Origin of the sequence: Herbaspirillum rhizosphaerae (assembly GCF_001189965.1) — a bacterium.
GTDB lineage: Bacteria > Pseudomonadota > Gammaproteobacteria > Burkholderiales > Burkholderiaceae_D > Herbaspirillum > Herbaspirillum rhizosphaerae.
Genome location: NZ_LFLU01000011.1, coordinates 1 through 17,616 on the forward strand (window position 1 = coordinate 1; position 17,616 = coordinate 17,616).

The window sequence follows — 17,616 nt, forward strand, 5'->3', positions numbered from 1 at the left end:
TCAGCGCATCTTCAAACTTCGTCACGACGCTGGGTTCCAACTTTCGTTGGAACGACAAAGCAAAAGAGACCAGACAAGTGAAAACCACCTCAGTCCCCTGGCGATGCGCAGCGAGCCAGTCTCGAAGTCCGCTTGAGAGTAGCCGGTGGCGGCAGGTGCAAATCGGATAAAGAGGGGAAAAATGTCTGAGCGCAGCGAGTTGTTTTCCCCTCCCGATTTGTACCTGCCGACACCGGGAACCCCCGAAGGGGGCTACGAACCGCGGCCGCCTTCTTTTGCTTACTTTTCTTGGCGGAGCAAGAAAAGTGAGTAGCTGCCGGGCTACCCCCGGCGAAGGGTTGATCGAAGAAAGAAAAACCGAAGCTACCCACAAAAGGCCAGTCGGAACAACGAACGCCACTGGGTCCTGACTTACGTCAGGACGACAAGCCCTTTGCAAGCTATCAATCAGCCCTTGGCAATCTCATGATTCGACATCAACTCAATCGCCCGGCACAACGCCGAGTGATCCAAGCCACTCATCCCATTCGCCGCACAAGCATTCATCAACTCCTGCGCCATCGCCGTATTAGGCAAACTGACGCCCAAAGCCTTGGCACCCTGCAACGCCAGATTCAAATCCTTCTGATGCAGCTCAATGCGGAAGCCCGGATTGAAAGTACGCTTGACCATGCGCTCGCCATGCACCTCCAAAATACGAGAAGAAGCAAACCCGCCCATCAGCGCCTGGCGCACGCGCGCAGGATCTGCACCGGCCTTGGACGCAAACAGCAACGCTTCAGCCACCGCCTGAATGTTCAGCGCGACGATGATCTGGTTGGCGACCTTAGTGGTCTGGCCGTCGCCGTTGCCGCCGACCAGGGTGATGTTCTTGCCCATCAGTTCAAACAGCGGCTTGACGTCGTTGAACGCCGACTCATTGCCGCCGACCATGATGGTCAGCGAGGCCGCCTTGGCGCCGACTTCGCCGCCGGAGACCGGTGCGTCCAGGTATTCGCAACCCAGTGCGTTGATCTTCTGCGCGAAACCTTTGGTGGCGATCGGCGAGATCGAGCTCATGTCGACCACGATCTTGCCGGCGCTCAAACCTTCGGCGACACCGCCTTTGCTGAACAGCACGGCTTCAACGTGCGGGGTGTCCGGCACCATCACGATGATGATGTCGGCGCGCTTGGCGACTTCTGCGCCCGATGTGCAGACGGTGGCGCCGCCTTCGATCAATGCTGCCGGCGGATTTTTCTGATCGTGCAGGTAGAGCTTGTGGCCGCCCTTTTGCAGGTTGTCCGCCATGGGCGAACCCATGATGCCTAATCCGATGAATCCGACTTTTGCCATGATGTGTCTCCTCTAAGATGAAATGAATTCGTTGCGATGGGCGATTAAAGACCGTGCGCTGCGCGCCAGCCCAGCCCTTCGACGGTGCCGGCCTTAGGCTTATACTCGCAGCCGATCCAGCCCTGATAGCCGATCTCGTTCAGGTACTTGAACAGGAAGCGGTAGTTGATCTCGCCGGTGCCGGGTTCGAAACGGCCCGGGTTGTCGGCCAGTTGTACATGGCGGATCAGCGAGAGATTGGCCTTGATGGTGTTGGCCAGTTCGCCTTCCATGCGCTGCATGTGATAGATGTCGTACTGGATGAACAGGTTGTTGGAACCGGTGGCGGCGATCAGTTCCGCGGCCTGCTTGGTAGTGTTGAGGAAGAAGCCGGGGATGTCGAAATAGTTGATCGGTTCGATCAGCAAGGCAATGCCTTCGGCTTGCAGTTTGTCGGCGGCGAACTTCAGATTGGCAACCAGGGTTTCGCGCGCGGCGGCGGCGCTGACGCCTTGCGGCTGGATACCGACCAGGCAGTTCAGTTGCTTCACGCCGAGCACCTTGGCGTAGCGGATGCCGTCGTCGACGCCCTGGCGGAATTCATTGACGCGATCGGGACGACAGGCGATGCCGCGCTCGCCGGCTTCCCAGTTGCCTGCGGGCAGATTGTGCAAGACCAGTTCCAGTTCGTTCTTGCGCAGCTGCTCGGCGATCTGCGCCGGTTCGAAGGCGTACGGGAACAAGAATTCCACTGCCTTGAAGTTGGCTTGCGCAGCAGCGCGGAAACGCTCCAGGAACGGCAGCTCGGTGAAGAGCATGGTCAGGTTGGCGGCGAGTTTGGTCATGTGTGTGTCCTTGGTGGTCGTGGTGCTTGTTAATGCATCGTCAAACACACCACCGTCGTCCCGGCGAACGCCGGGACCCGGTGGCTTGCTGCAATGGCGACGGCGGTTGTTCGCTCGGCACATGGCGACATGTGCCGGCAAACTGGTTTAGTTTTCCGCTATCGTTCCCGGCGACGTCGATGCGCTGACGACGCTGGGTCCCGGCGTTCGCCGGGACGACGGAGAAGTGATGGAACTCCTCCGTCGTTGTCTCCTCTGGTGATCTTTCTTCCTGCTTATCGCTATCTCTTCGCGACTATTCCTAGTCCAGCAAACTGATCGCCGTCGGCGCATGTTCGCGCTTGGTGGCCAGTTCTTCGAACTCGTTGATCGCATTGATCTCGGTGCCCATCGCGATATTGGTGACGCGTTCAAGGATGATTTCCACCACCACCGGCACGCGGTACTCGGCCATCCAGCGCTGCGCCACGGCGAAGGCGTCCTGGATTTCGTTCGGGTTGGTGACGCGGATCGCCTTGCAGCCCAGGCCTTCCACCACGGCGACGTGGTCGACGCCGTAGCCGTTGAGTTCGGGGGCGTTGATGTTTTCGAACGCCAGCTGCACGCAGTAGTCCATCTCGAAGCCGCGTTGCGCCTGGCGGATCAGGCCGAGGTAGGAGTTGTTCACCACCACGTGCAGATACGGCAGATTGAATTGCGCGCCGACGGCGAGTTCTTCGATCATGAACTGGAAGTCGTAGTCGCCCGAGATCGCCACCACCTTGCGCTGCGGATCGGCTGCGCACACACCCAGCGCGGCGGAAATCGTCCAGCCCAGCGGACCGGCCTGGCCGCAGTTGATCCAGTGGCGGTCTTTGTAGACGTGCAGGAATTGCGCGGCGGCGATCTGCGACAGGCCGATGGTGCTGACGTAGCAGGTGTCGCGGCCGAAGGCGCGATTCATTTCTTCGTAGACGCGTTGCGGCTTGATCGGCACTTCTTCGAAATGCGTGCGGCGATGCAGGGTGCGCTTGCGCTCCTGGCATTCGGCCAGCCATGCCGAGCGGTCCGGCAGCTTGCCGGCGGCTTTCAATTCTTTCGCCACTTCGATGAACAGCTTCAATGCCGCCTTGGCGTCGGAGACGATGCCGTAGTCCGGACCGAACACGCGGCCGATCTGGGTCGGCTCGATGTCGACGTGGACGAACTTGCGGTCCTTGGTGAAGACTTCGATGGAACCGGTGTGACGGTTGGCCCAGCGGTTGCCGATGCCGAGCACGAAGTCGGACGCCAGCATGGTGGCGTTGCCGTAGCGGTGGCTGGTCTGCAGACCGACCATGCCGGCCATTTGCGGGTGATCGTCGGGAATCGCGCCCCAGGCCATCAAGGTCGGGATGACCGGCACGCCGGTGAGTTCGGCAAATTCCACCGCCAGCTCGGCGGCATCGGCGTTGACCACGCCGCCGCCGATGGTCAGCAGAGGACGCTCGGACTGGTTCAGCATGGTCAGCGCTTTTTCGATCTGGGCGCGGGTGGCCGACGGACGATAGACCGGCAGCGGCTCGTAGGTGTCCGGGTCGAATTCGATCTCGGCCATTTGCACGTCGAACGGCAGGTCGATCAGCACCGGACCGGGACGGCCCGAGCGCATCAGGTGGAAAGCCTGCTGGAACACGCGCGGCACCAGCGCCGGTTCGCGCACGGTGACGGCCCACTTGGTGACCGGCTTGGCGATCGATTCGATATCGACGGCCTGGAAGTCTTCTTTATACAAACGTGCACGCGGCGCCTGACCGGTGATGCACAGGATGGGGATCGAGTCGGCCTGGGCGGAATACAGGCCGGTGATCATGTCGGTGCCGGCCGGGCCGGAGGTGCCGATGCACAGGCCGATGTTGCCGGCCTTGGCGCGAGTGTAGCCCTCGGCCATGTGCGATGCGCCTTCGACGTGGCGCGCCAGCACATGTTTGATCCCGCCATGGCGTTTCAGCGCCGAGTAGAATGGATTGATCGCCGCGCCGGGCACGCCGAAGGCTTGCAGGCAGCCCTCTTTTTCCAGCACATATACCGCTGCGTCTACTGCCTTCATCTTTGCCATGTTGCCTCCTTGGTGTGCAATGTCTAATACGCCGGGAAGCAAACAGCGATGCCCCTCGACCAGTGAGATGCATCCTATAGCCAACAATAATGTTTGATAAGAAGACTAAATATCTGTTTATTCCGTACTAAAAATATGGAAATATAGAAAAAGTATGGAATAAGGAGGACTTATGGACAAACTCAAACAAATCGAGGCTTTCGTCTCGGTCGTCGAAAAAGGCAGCCTCGCGGCGGCGGCGCTGGAAGAAAACATCACCCCCGTGATGCTGGGCCGGCGCATCGACGCCCTGGAAAAACGCCTCGGCACCAAGCTCATGCATCGCACCACCCGGCATCTGACGCTGACCGAACAAGGCAGCGTTTTTCTCGATCATTGCCGCAAGCTGCTGGGCGATATCGAAGTAGCGGAAAAGAGCATCGCCGAAGGCCGCCACAAGGCCACCGGCCATCTGGTGGTCTCAACGCCGGCGGCGTATGGACGGCTGCACGTGGCGCCGCATGCGCCGGCTTTTCTTGCCCATCATCCGGAAGTGCAGATCTCGTTCAACCTGACCGACCGCGTGGTGGACCTGGTGCGCGAAGGTTATGACCTGGGCATCCGCATCGGCGGCGCGATCGAGCCGAGCTTCGTTGCCGTGAAGCTGGCCAGCAACCGCCGCGTGGTGTGCGCCGCGCCGGAATACCTGCACCGCAACGGCATCCCCAAGACGCTGGACGACCTGGCCGATCACAACTGCCTGGCCTTCAACCTGCAGGGCGGGCAGCAGCGCGGCTGGTATTTCCAGCAAGGCGGCAAGCCGGTGATCATCCGCGCGCAGGGCAATCTGGATTGTAACGACGGCGAGCTGCTGCACCGCTGGGCCAGCGAGGGCCTGGGACTGGCGTGGCGTTCAACCTGGGAGATCCAGTCGCAGCTGGCCTCGGGCGAACTGATCACGGTGCTGGACGAATACGCCCTGCCCCATTACGACATCATGGCTGTGTATCCGCAACAACGGCACCTGCCGGCGAAGACGCGTTTCTTTATCGATTATCTGAAGGAGGTATATTCGCAGCCGGATTACTGGACCAAGGGTTGAAGGGCCAAATACGGCCACCGGCGCAGCTTAATTTCGCGATCAGGCCCCCAGCCCTTTGCGATTCGATACATTCCGATCAGGAATTCCCCGATTGGTACGATGGCAAATCGTCACTATTTGAATTCCTTATCGCCATATACCCATAAGCTTATAGTTGATATTCCCTATGCCTTACTTTTTCACCAAATATTTCAACGACATTACATACGCTGCAATCAATCTGCTCACAGCCGGTTTCCGTGCTTGTCATCAGGGATGGGAAGCGGCAAATAACAAGATGCAAATCAGAACGCCCATTTTTTGTGGACCTGAGAAATCCGCGAGTTTTCTGGCGTATAAAAAAGAACCGCGTACTGCGTAAACGGAGACAATTCTCATGACTTTTCTGGACAACTATTTCAAACTGAGCGACAACGGTACGACTGTACGCACCGAGTTGCTGGCCGGTCTCACGACCTTTCTGACGATGGCATACATCATCTTCGTCAACCCATCCATACTCGGGGATGCCGGTATGCCGAAAGACTCCGTTTTTGTCGCTACCTGTGTGGCGGCGGCAATCGGCACCTTGATCATGGGCCTATATGCCAACTACCCGATCGGCCTGGCGCCGGGCATGGGCTTGAACGCCTACTTTGCCTACGCCGTGGTCAAGGGCATGGGCTTCCCGTGGCAGGCTGCGCTGGGCGCGGTGTTCATCTCGGGCTGCCTGTTCCTGCTGGTGAGCCTGTTCCGCATCCGCGAGCTGATCATCAACAGCATTCCGCATTCGCTGCGTACGGCGATACCGGCGGGGGTGGGGTTATTCCTCGCGCTGGTGTCGCTGAAAAACGCCGGCATCGTCGCGGCTAGCCCTGCCACCTTCGTCACCATGGGCAACCTGCACCACGCCCCTGCCGTGCTGGCGGTAGTCGGCTTCCTGGTGATCGTGGCGCTGGACAAGCTGAAGGTGCGCGGCGCGTTGCTGATTGGCATCCTGACCGTGACCGTGCTGAGCTTCATCTTCGGCGGCAATCATTTCGACGGTGTGTTCTCGGCGCCGCCATCGATCTCGCCGACGCTGTTCCAGCTGGATCTGAAGGGCGCGATCTCGATGGGCCTGCTGAACGTGGTGCTGGTGTTCTTCCTGGTTGAGTTGTTCGATGCCACCGGCACGCTGATGGGTGTGGCGCAACGCGCCGGCCTGGTCAAGGACGGCAAGATGGAACGCATCAATAAGGCCCTGCTGGCAGACAGCACCGCCATCGTCGCCGGTTCGCTGCTTGGCACTTCGAGCACCACTGCCTATATTGAAAGTGCAGCCGGCGTGCAAGCAGGCGGCCGCACCGGTCTGACTGCAGTCGCGATTGCCGTGTTGTTCTTGCTGTGTTTGTTCATTGCGCCGCTGGCTGGCGTGGTCCCTGACTATGCAACGGCGCCGGCGCTGTTCTTCGTGGCCTGCCTGATGCTGCGCGAACTGGTCGACATCGACTGGAACGACACCACCGAATGCGTGCCTGCCGTCATCACCGCACTGGTGATGCCGTTCACGTATTCAATCGCCAACGGTCTGGCGCTGGGCTTCATCAGCTATGCCGCACTGAAGCTGATGACCGGTCGCTACAAGGAAGTTTCGAAAGTGATCTGGGTGATTGCTGCGATTTTCTTGTTCAAATTGATTTACCTGTAAGAACATGAAACCGGCGTCGCAACGTCACTCAGCGATGCGATGCCGGTCGATGTGAAAGTAGCAAGGAAACCAAGGATTTTCCAGAGAGAAGTGCTTCAACAATCTGTCGCAACAATCCATTGCGGCAAATAAGTTTTCTCTCTAAAAGGTCCCGGCACAGATCTTGATTCATTGTTTTTCAATAGCCATTTTTATATAGCAAAGCACACCATGTCCGAACCGATTCGCTTCTATTTCCGCGGCGAGACCCATCAAGTCGATGGCCTGCCCAATACACGCACCGTTTTGCAGCATCTGCGCGAAGACCTGCATTGCACCGGCACCAAAGAGGGTTGCGCGGAAGGCGACTGCGGCGCCTGTACGGTGGTCGTGGGCGAGCTGCGCGGCAACGAGCTGGAACTGAAAACAGTCAACTCCTGCATCCAGTTCGTGCCGACGCTGGACGGCAAGGCGCTGTTCACGGTGGAAGACCTGAAGCAAAACGACGGCTGCCTGCACCCTGCCCAGCAAGCCATGGTGGAATGCCACGGTTCGCAATGCGGCTTCTGCACGCCCGGTTTCGTGATGTCGCTGTGGGGCCTGTATCTCAAGCATGAGCAAGACAACGTCACGCCGACTGCGCGCGAAATCGACGATGCGCTGTCCGGCAATCTGTGCCGCTGCACCGGCTACCGTCCCATCATCGACGCTGCGCGCCGCATGGGTGAATTGCCGAAAGTGACGTTCGACCGCGCGCCGGTGATGGATGCCTTGCGCGCCATTCAACGCGAAGAACCGCTGTCAGTCACGCACGCCGGCCAGACTTTCCATGCGCCGCGCACGCTGGCTCAACTAGCGACATTGCGCCACGAACTGCCGAAGGCGCGCATCCTGGCCGGCTCGACCGACGTCGGCCTGTGGGTGACCAAACACATGCGCGATCTGGGCGACATCATCTACATCGGTCAGGTGGAAGAACTGCGCCACATCGCCAGCAAGGACGGCTGGCTGGAAATCGGCGCCGGCGTCACGCTGGAAAAAGCCTACGGCGCGCTGACCGAACAATATCCGCAAGAACTGACCGAGCTGTGGCAACGCTTCGCCTCGCTGCCGGTGCGCAATTCCGGCACGCTGGGCGGCAACGTCGCCAACGGCTCGCCGATCGGCGACTCGATGCCGTGGCTGATCGCGCTCGGCACCGAGATCATGCTGTACGGCGTGGACGGCCAGCGCATCATGCCGCTGGAAGATTTCTACATCGCCTACCAGAAGTCGGCCATCCTGCCGAACGAGTTCGTGCAAGGCGTGCGCGTGCCGCTGCCGCGCAAGGATGTGGCTTTCCGCGTGTACAAGCTGTCCAAGCGTTTCGACCAGGACATTTCGGCGGTGTGCGCGTCATTCGCTTTCCGTCTCGACGGCGGCAAGGTGGCCGACGCCCGCATCGCCTTCGGCGGCATGGCGGCGACGCCCAAGCGCGCTGCACTGGCCGAGGCAGAACTCAATGGCCGCGACTGGAGCGAAGCCAATGTCAAAGCGGCAATGCTTGCGCTGGCGCAAGACTATGCACCGCTTTCTGACATGCGCGCCTCTTCGGCGTATCGTATGAGAACGGCACAGAACCTGTTGTATCGCTACTGGCTGGAAACGCGCGCCGATGCGCCCTTGCAGGCTGCTTCCGTGAGCGCTTTTGTACACGGTAAAAATGCCGCTGTCGCTTCTGCTACTGCTCCACAGATTGCTTAGGAAGGAAACGCAATGAACAAGCAAACTGAAGAATTCATGTCCGTCAAGAATCCGCAAGCCTTGCCCTCCTCCGCCTGGACCGAGGTCGGCAAACCGCATCCGCACGAGTCCGCCATCCTGCACGTGACCGGCGAAGCCACTTACACCGACGACATCGTCGAGCTGCAAGGCACGCTGCACGCCGCGCTCGGCCTGTCGACCAAGGCTCACGCAAAAATGCGTGCGATCGATCTCAGCAAGGTCAAGGCCTCCGCCGGCGTGGTCGCGGTCTACACCGCCGACGATATCCCCGGCGAAAACCAATGCGGCGCCATCATCAAGGATGACCCGGTACTGGCCGACGGTCTGGTGCAATACGTCGGCCAGCCGATCTTCGTGGTCGTCGCCGACACCCACGACAACGCCCGCCGTGCGGCGCGCCAGGCCGTGATCGACTACGAAGAATTGCCGGCCATCCTGACCCCGCGCGCTGCGCACGAAGCCGAATCCTACGTACTGCCGCCGATGCACCTGTCGCGCGGCAACCCTGCCGACGCCTTCGCCAAGGCGCCGCACAAGCTGCAAGGCAAGCTCGACGTCGGCGGCCAGGAACAGTTTTATCTGGAAGGCCAGATTTCGTACGCGATTCCCAAGGAAGGCCGCGGCATGCATGTGTATTGCTCGACCCAGCACCCGAGCGAAATGCAGCATCACCTCGCACATGTGCTGCACGTCGCCTCGCATGACGTGCTGGTGGAATGCCGGCGCATGGGCGGCGGTTTCGGCGGCAAGGAATCGCAATCGGCTTTGTGGGCTTGCGCTGCAGCCGTCGCTGCGGTGCGCCTGCGCCGTCCGGTCAAGCTGCGCGCCGACCGCGACGACGACATGATCGTCACCGGCAAGCGCCACTGCTTCGCCTACGATTACGAAATCGGTTACGACGACGACGGCCGCATCGTCGCCGCGAAGATCGACATGGTCTCGCGCGCCGGTTTTTCGGCCGACTTGTCGGGCCCGGTGGCCACGCGCGCGGTCTGCCATTTCGACAATGCCTACTACCTGTCGGACGTGGAAATCCACGCCATGTGCGGCAAGACCAACACGCAATCGAATACCGCCTTCCGCGGTTTCGGCGGTCCGCAAGGCGCCATCGCGATCGAATACATCATCGACGAAATCGCCCGCAATCTCGGCAAGGATGCACTGGAAGTACGCCGCGCCAATTTCTACGGCAGCAGCGACGCCGACGGCCCGGATGCGCGCAACACCACGCACTACGGCCAGAAGGTGGAAGACAACGTGATCGCCGCGCTGGTCGGCGAACTGGAACACACCAGCGACTATCAGGCGCGCCGCAAAGCCATTCATGCCTTCAACGCCGGGAACACCATCCTCAAGCGCGGCATGGCGCTGACACCGGTCAAGTTCGGCATCTCCTTCAACGTGCCGCACCTGAACCAGGCCGGTTCACTGGTGCACGTGTATACCGACGGTTCGGTGCTGGTCAATCACGGCGGCACGGAAATGGGCCAGGGCTTGAACACCAAGGTGGCGCAAGTCGTCGCCAACGCGCTCGGCCTGCCGCTGGATCAGGTGCGCTGCACCGCCACCGACACCAGCAAGATCGCCAACACCTCGGCCACGGCCGCATCGACCGGCAGCGACCTCAACGGCAAGGCGGCGCAGGATGCCGCATTGCAAATCCGCGCACGGCTGGCGCAGGTAGCCGCCAAGCATTTCAACGCCGAAGCCGCCGACGTGCGTTTCGCCGACGGCCTGGTGACGGTCGGCGAACAGTCGATTCCTTTCGACCAGCTGGTGATGCAGGCTTACCTGCAACGCGTGCAATTGTGGTCGGACGGTTTCTACTCGACGCCGAAGGTGCACTGGAATTCCAAGACCATGACCGGCCATCCGTTCTTCTACTTCGCTTATGGCGCAGCAGTCGCCGAAGTGGTGGTCGATACGCTGACCGGCGAGTGGCGCCTGATGCGCGCCGATTTGCTGTACGACGCCGGCGAAAGCCTGAACCCGGCAATCGACGTCGGCCAGGTGGAAGGCGGCTTCATCCAGGGCATGGGCTGGCTGACCACCGAAGAATTGTGGTGGAACAAGGACGGCAAGCTGATGACGCATGCGCCGTCGACTTACAAGATTCCGGCGGTGTCGGATTGCCCGACGGATTTCCGCACGCAGCTGTTCAAGAACAGCAACGTCTCGGACACCATCCATCGCTCCAAGGCCACCGGCGAACCGCCGCTGCTGCTGCCGTTCTCGGTCTTGCTGGCGATCCGCGACGCGGTGTCGGCGGTCGGCGAACATCGCATCAATCCGCCGCTGCGCGCACCGGCGACCAGCGAAGCGATTCTGGATGCGATTGATGCGGTGAAGGCTGCACAAGTTACGCAGTAATTTTTATTGACCGGAGAATTCATGACCACTTGGCTTGCCGCACTCAAAGACTTGCACGATAGCGCCACTGCGGCGGTATTGGTAACGGTTGCGACCATTCAAGGGTCGACGCCGCGCGAGGCGGGTGCGCGCATGGTGTTTACGGCCGACGGCCAGTACGACACCATCGGCGGTGGTCATCTGGAATGGCGTGCGGCGCAGATTGCTCGCGACATGCTGGACGCTGATCCGGCGGTATTCTCCAGCACGCGTAAATTCGAACGCATCGCGCTCGGACCTAGCCTGGGTCAATGCTGTGGCGGCGTGGTGTTCCTCGCCTTTGAACGTATCGATCAACACAGCGATGCGCGCACAGGCGCGATGCTGAGCGAACTCGAACATCACTGGCGCAACGGGGTCGACGTCTGGCGCGCGGTGGCGCTGGAGGCTAACGAGCCGACGCTGCTGTATGAACTGGAAGGCGAAGCCTGCGATCTGAGCGCACCCGACAACGGCCTCGACGCGGCGATGTTCCGCGACGCCGGCAATACCCACGTGACGGAAGACCGCTACGGCCGCCGCTGGCTGCTGGACCGCTGCCGCGCGCATCAGCCGCAGGTGGTGCTGTTCGGCGCCGGCCACGTCGGCGCGGCCATCGTGCGCGTGCTGGCGACATTGCCTTGCCGCGTGCTGTGGGTGGACGAGCGCGAAGACATGTTTCCGTCCGACCTGCCGATGCAGGTGACGGTCGAAGCCACCGACGTGCCCAACGCCGTGGTGGACCTGGCCGAGCCGGACGCCTACTTCCTCGTCATGACGCACAGCCACGCGCTGGACCAGCAACTGAGCGAACGCATCCTCAAGCGCGAAGACATCGGCTGGTACGGCCTGATCGGTTCGTACACCAAGCGCAAGCAATTCGAACACCGCCTGCTCGACCGCGGCATCACGCAGGAGCAGTTGAACAAGATGACCTGCCCGATCGGCATTCCGGGCATCTATGGCAAGGAACCCGCCAGCATCGCGATCGCGGTGGTGGCGCAACTGATGCAGTTATGGGAAATCCGCTTTCAGCAGCCGGATCGCAAGATCAAGGCGAAGCTGGCCACACACCTGCTGGACGGCCGGAGCTAAAAGGACAACCGGACCGTCGCCTCAGCAGTATCTGTTCCAGCACCCATCACGTTATCATTCAGTTGTCGCAGTTGCCGCTCGCGCCTATGCAGGGTAGCACGCAACTGAATAGCCAAGATTAAAGGATCATCATGACTTCCCACGTGCAAGCCTATCGCGCCAGCCTGCTCCATTTCCGCAACGACCCGGCCTTCGACGAACATGCCACGCAATGGCATAGCGACGGCCTGCTGATCGTCGCCGACGGCAAGATCGTCGCGGCCGGCGATTACAGCAAGCTGTCCGCTTCCCTGCCCGTCGATTGCGATTTGCACGACTATCGCGGCAAGATCATCACGCCCGGTTTCATCGACACCCACGTCCACTATCCGCAAACCGACATCATCGGCTCGCCCGCACCGGGCTTGCTGCCGTGGCTGAACACCTACACCTTCCCGGCCGAGCGCCGTTTCGAGAGCAGCGAGCATGCCGGCGAAGTGGCCGACTTCTTCCTGGCCGAGTTGCTGCGCAACGGCACCACCACGGCCGCGGTGTATTGCACCGTGCATCCGCAATCGGTCGACGCCTTCTTCACCCGCAGCAGCGAACTGAACCTGCGCATGGTGGCCGGCAAATGCCTGATGGATCGCAACGCGCCGGACTTCCTGCGCGACACGGCTGAGAGCGGCGCACGCGAAACCGAAGAACTGATCAATCGCTGGCACAACAAGGGCCGCCAGCACTACGCCATCACCGTGCGCTTCGCGCCGACCTCGACCCCGGAGCAACTGAAGCTGGCCGGCGAACTGGCGACGCAATACCGCGACACCTACATCCAGACCCACGTTGCCGAAAACACCGATGAAGTGAAATGGGTCAAGGAACTGTTCCCCGACAGCCGCAGCTATCTCGACGTCTACGACCAGTACGGCCTGATGCGCGAGCGCGCGCTGTATGCGCACTGCATCTGGCTGGACGACGCCGACCGCGCACGCATGGCGGCGACGCAATCGGTGGCGACGGTCTGTCCGACCTCCAACCTGTTCCTCGGCAGCGGCCTGTTCGATTTCGCCAACGCCGACAAGCTGCGCATGCCGGTGTCGCTGGCAACCGACGTCGGCGGCGGCACCAGCTTCTCGATGCTGCAAACGATGAACGAGTTGTACAAGGTTGGCCGCATGGCCGGCACGCATCTGGCGGCGCAACGCATGTTCTACATGGCAACGCTGGGCGGTGCGCGCGCGCTGCAACTGGAAGGCACGATCGGAAATTTTGCAGCCGGTTGCGACGCCGACTTCATCGTGCTCGATCCGAAAGCAACGCCATTGCTGGCACGCCGCAGCGCCACCACGGACAGCCTGGAAGAGCAGCTGTTTGCACTGGCGATCCTGGCCGACGACCGCGCGATTGCGGCGACGTATTCGGCGGGGGTTTGCGTGCATACGCGCTGAAGCACTGATCGAAAATTTCTTTGAGGAGTTGGGGCGGGCCGTGCGAACGGTTCGCCCTTTTTTCTCGGTGGAACACCGATTCTGCACAGCATCGAAACATTGATTTTTTATCAACTGCCGCTAGCGACAGAACCATCTTGGCTCCGTCTTGTAGTTCAGCCTCGTGTGCGGCCCTCGCACGCGGTAAAATGGCAGATCGCCAGAACCCCGAAAACCTTCGCAAGACGACGCCGCTCCCATGCCATGGAAGCAGCGTCGACAATTGACTGAATGACCAAACACCAAAAATCCAACGTTGAATCCGACCCCGGCAGCGCCGGCGGCGAGAAGCACACGCCGATGATGATCCAGTATCTCCGCATCAAGGCGGAGTACCCGACCACGCTGGTGTTTTACCGCATGGGCGACTTCTACGAACTGTTCTTCGACGACGCCGAAAAAGCCTCGCGCCTGATGGGCATCACGCTGACCCAGCGCGGCTCGTCCAACGGTTCGCCGATCAAGATGGCGGGCATCCCCTTCCACTCCGTCGACCAGTATCTGGTCAAGCTGATCAAGCTGGGCGAATCGGTGGCCATCTGCGAGCAGATCGGCGATCCGGCTACCAGCAAGGGGCCGGTGGAACGCAAAGTGGTGCGCGTGATCACGCCGGGCACACTGACCGACTCCGACCTGCTGCCGGAAAAATCCGAACGGCCGCTGCTGGCGATGAACGTCGCCTCCGGCAAGCAACGCAAATCCGTCACGGTCGGCCTGGCCTGGCTGTCGATGGCCAGCGGCGCCTTGAAACTCATGGAATTCACGGTCGAACCGGCCTTGCTGGAAGCCCGCCTGAAGCAGGAGCTGGAACGCATCTCGCCAGCCGAAACGCTGGTCGGCGACAGCGAAGAAGCGGCTTACGCGCACATCCTCAGCGGTAAATCGACCACCGTGCCCGACTGGCACTTCGACCAGCCGAGCGGCGAGAAGTCGCTGCTGGATCAATTGTCGGTCGCCACGCTCAACGGTTTCGGCGCGGAAGGCATGACGGCGGCCGTCGGCGCCGGCGGCGCGCTGTTGCGCTACGCCCAGTCGACGCAAGGCAAGGGCCTGCAGCACGTGCGCGCACTGACCGTGGAATCGGAAAACGAATTCATCGGCCTCGACGCCTCCACCCGCCGCAACCTGGAACTGACCGAAACCATCCGCGCGCAAGACGCCAATGCGCTGGCACCGACGCTGTTTTCGCTGCTCGACCATTGCCGCACGGCGATGGGTTCGCGCCTGCTGCGCCACTGGCTGCATCATGCACGCCGCGATCAGAAGATCGCCAGGGCCCGCCATGCCGCCATCAACGCCTTGATGCGCACCGACGCCTGCTCGGGCTTGTCGGCGACGCTGGCGGCGGTGCCGGACATCGAACGCATCACCACCCGCATCGCGCTGTTGTCGGCGCGTCCGCGCGACCTGGCCGGCTTACGCGCCGGTTTGCAGCAGCTCGGTTCGCTGCGCAATTACGTCGCCATGTGCAGCCGCGATGCCGACGCGCCGCTGCTGCTGGAATTGCACGAAGCGCTGGCGACGCCGACCGAATGCGTCGACTTGCTGGAACGCGCCATCATGCTGGAACCGGCGGCCATGGTGCGCGACGGCGGCGTGATCGCGCGCGGCTTCGACGCCGACCTGGACGAGTTGCGCGGCCTGTCGGAAAACGCCGGCCAGTTCCTGATCGATCTGGAAACACGCGAACGCGCCCGCACCGGCATCGCCAACCTGCGCGTCGAATACAACAAGGTGCACGGCTTCTACATCGAGGTCACGCACGGCCAGACCGACAAGGTGCCGGACGACTATCGCCGCCGCCAGACGCTCAAGAACGCCGAGCGCTACATCACGCCGGAACTCAAGGCCTTCGAAGACAAGGCCTTGTCGGCGCAGGAACGCGCCCTGTCGCGCGAGAAATTCCTCTACGACCAGTTGCTGCAGGATCTGGCGCCGCATATCGTCACGCTGCAAGCCATCGCGCATGCACTGGCCCAGCTCGATACGCTGGTGGCGCTGGCCGATCATGCCGCGCGCAACAACTGGTGCGCGCCGCAACTGGTGAGCGAGCCGACCATCCTGATCGAGCAAGGCCGCCATCCGGTAGTGGAGAACCAGATCGAACGCTTCATCGCCAATGATTGCGCCTTCAGCGCCGATCGCAAGCTGCTGCTGATCACCGGTCCCAACATGGGCGGTAAATCGACCTTCATGCGCCAGGTGGCGCTAATCACACTGCTGGCCTACATCGGCAGCTTCGTGCCGGCGACCAGCGCGACCATCGGACCGATCGACCGCATCTTCACGCGTATCGGCGCCGCCGATGACCTGGCCGGCGGCCGTTCGACCTTCATGGTGGAAATGACGGAGTCGGCCGCGATCCTCAACAACGCGACCGAAAATTCGCTGGTGCTGATGGACGAAGTCGGCCGCGGCACATCCACCTTCGATGGCCTCGCGCTGGCCTGGGCGATCGCCAAGCATCTGATCGACGTGACACGCAGCTTCACGCTGTTTGCGACGCACTACTTCGAGCTGACGCAATTGCCGGACGTCCATCCGACCGCATCCAACGTGCATTTGTCGGCGGTGGAACACAAGGACAGCATCGTCTTCCTGCATGCAGTGCAGGCCGGCCCGGCCTCGCAGAGCTACGGCTTGCAGGTGGCGCAGCTGGCCGGCGTACCGACGCCCGTCATCCGCGCCGCGCGCAAGCATCTGACCGCATTGGAAACGCAATCGGTGCAGACCACGCCGCAGTTCGATCTGTTCAGCGCGCCGTCGCATCGCGCTGCCGACGACGACGCGGATGAGACAAATGACGAGCGCTCGTCCGCGGCTCCCGACCCGGCCGCGCTGGCGGTGGCGGAAGCTCTGGCCGATATCGATCCGGACGCCATGACGCCGCGCGAGGCGCTGGAAGCCCTGTACCGTCTTAAACAACTGGGCGGCGCATGAAGCTGAAGCCCTTGCGCACATTCGCCTTTGCCATTGCCGTGCTCAGCGGCACGGCGATGCAGGCGGCGACGGCACAAGACAGCTTCCAGTTCGGCGTGATCGGCCACTCGTTTTCAGGCACACCGGATGACGGCGTGCTGCGCAAAGCACTGGGCGAAAGCGATGCCGACAATCTCGCCTTCGTCGTCGTCAACGGCATCAAATCGGCGGCGGAGCCGTGCAGCGACACGCTCTACAGCGAACGCCGCGATTTGCTGAAGGAAGCGGAAAACGGCGTCATCGTTTCGCTCGCCGCCAGCGACTGGGTTAGTTGCCGCAACAAGAACGGTTCCATCGCCATCGAACGCCTGAACCGCGTGCGCGATCTGTTCTTCCCCGATGAATTTTCATTCGGCGCCAGCAAGGTACCGCTGTTCCGCCAGTCGGTGACGCCGAAGTTTCGCAGCTATACCGAGAACGCACGCTGGGAGTTCGGCAACATCCTGTTTGCGACGATCAACCTACCTTCGGCCAACAATCACTTCCTGCCTGACGGCGGCCGCAACAGCGAATTCGAAGACCGCCTGATCGCCAACAAGGATTGGCTGCAGCGCCTGTTCACCTTCGCCACGCAAAGGAAGATGGCCGGCATCGTGCTGTTCACCGACGGCAATCCGCTGGCGCAGCCGAGCCAGCGTCCCTTCCTGCTGCGCGGCCAGCGCGACGGCTTTGCCGAAGCGCGCCAGCGCATCACCACGCTGGCCGGCGAATTCCGCGGCAAGGTCTTGCTGGTGCATGGCGAAAACCTGAAGAGCGAATCCAATGCCGGCATACTCTGGCGCCGCAATCTGGGCAGCATCGGCGTGGCGTCGGGGTGGTCGAAGTTTGCGGTCGATGGCGGCAAGCCGAATCTCTTTACGCTGGCGAACGAGACGAAATCGGCGCCGGCTTCGCAGTAGTTGTTGCGGCGCATGATGGCGCTTGTCAGATCGCTGTTTCTTGTGTTCTCCGAACGC

At 61.4% G+C, this 17,616-nt stretch carries 11 protein-coding genes; 8 read left to right on the forward strand and 3 right to left on the reverse strand.

The window, feature by feature from the left end; all coding sequences use genetic code 11:
- Positions 1–447: 447 nt before the first annotated feature.
- The 3 genes from glxR to gcl form a co-directional block, all read right to left on the reverse strand.
- Complete coding sequence (glxR, locus tag AKL25_RS15325) at positions 448–1,335, reverse strand: 2-hydroxy-3-oxopropionate reductase (protein WP_050478566.1); 888 nt, start codon at positions 1,333–1,335, stop codon at positions 448–450.
- Positions 1,336–1,379: 44 nt separating this feature from the next.
- On the reverse strand, positions 1,380–2,159 hold the full coding sequence (hyi, locus tag AKL25_RS15330) for a hydroxypyruvate isomerase (RefSeq protein WP_050478567.1): 780 nt from the start codon (positions 2,157–2,159) through the stop codon (positions 1,380–1,382).
- Positions 2,160–2,460: 301 nt separating this feature from the next.
- A complete protein-coding gene (gcl, locus tag AKL25_RS15335) occupies positions 2,461–4,236 on the reverse strand; it encodes a glyoxylate carboligase (protein ID WP_050478568.1) in 1,776 nt (591 codons plus the stop codon).
- Positions 4,237–4,408: 172 nt separating this feature from the next.
- Between gcl and AKL25_RS15340 the strand changes: the two genes are divergently transcribed.
- The 8 genes from AKL25_RS15340 (at position 4,409) to AKL25_RS15375 (ending at position 17,559) form a co-directional block, all read left to right on the forward strand.
- Positions 4,409–5,317 (forward strand): LysR family transcriptional regulator, encoded by a 909-nt coding sequence (locus AKL25_RS15340; protein ID WP_050478569.1) that lies wholly within the window; start codon positions 4,409–4,411, stop codon positions 5,315–5,317.
- 376 nt (positions 5,318–5,693) lie between these two features.
- Positions 5,694–6,986, forward strand: coding sequence for an NCS2 family permease (locus AKL25_RS15345; RefSeq protein WP_050478570.1), 1,293 nt, complete (start codon positions 5,694–5,696; stop codon positions 6,984–6,986).
- Between the two features lie 210 nt (positions 6,987–7,196).
- Positions 7,197–8,708 (forward strand): xanthine dehydrogenase small subunit, encoded by a 1,512-nt coding sequence (gene xdhA / locus AKL25_RS15350; RefSeq protein WP_050478571.1) that lies wholly within the window; start codon positions 7,197–7,199, stop codon positions 8,706–8,708.
- Positions 8,709–8,720: 12 nt separating this feature from the next.
- On the forward strand, positions 8,721–11,099 hold the full coding sequence (gene xdhB, locus AKL25_RS15355) for a xanthine dehydrogenase molybdopterin binding subunit (RefSeq protein ID WP_050478572.1): 2,379 nt from the start codon (positions 8,721–8,723) through the stop codon (positions 11,097–11,099).
- Between the two features lie 21 nt (positions 11,100–11,120).
- Positions 11,121–12,212, forward strand: coding sequence for a xanthine dehydrogenase accessory protein XdhC (xdhC, locus tag AKL25_RS15360; protein ID WP_050478573.1), 1,092 nt, complete (start codon positions 11,121–11,123; stop codon positions 12,210–12,212).
- Between the two features lie 131 nt (positions 12,213–12,343).
- Positions 12,344–13,642: a guanine deaminase gene (gene guaD / locus AKL25_RS15365; RefSeq protein WP_050478574.1), complete on the forward strand. Its 1,299-nt coding sequence runs from the start codon at positions 12,344–12,346 to the stop codon at positions 13,640–13,642.
- A 270-nt stretch (positions 13,643–13,912) separates the two neighbouring features.
- Positions 13,913–16,621, forward strand: coding sequence for a DNA mismatch repair protein MutS (mutS, locus tag AKL25_RS15370; RefSeq protein WP_050478575.1), 2,709 nt, complete (start codon positions 13,913–13,915; stop codon positions 16,619–16,621).
- Positions 16,618–17,559, forward strand: a complete 942-nt coding sequence (locus AKL25_RS15375; RefSeq protein ID WP_050478576.1) for a hypothetical protein — start codon at positions 16,618–16,620, stop codon at positions 17,557–17,559. The genes mutS and AKL25_RS15375 overlap by 4 nt, the downstream gene beginning before the upstream one ends.
- Positions 17,560–17,616: the final 57 nt, after the last annotated feature.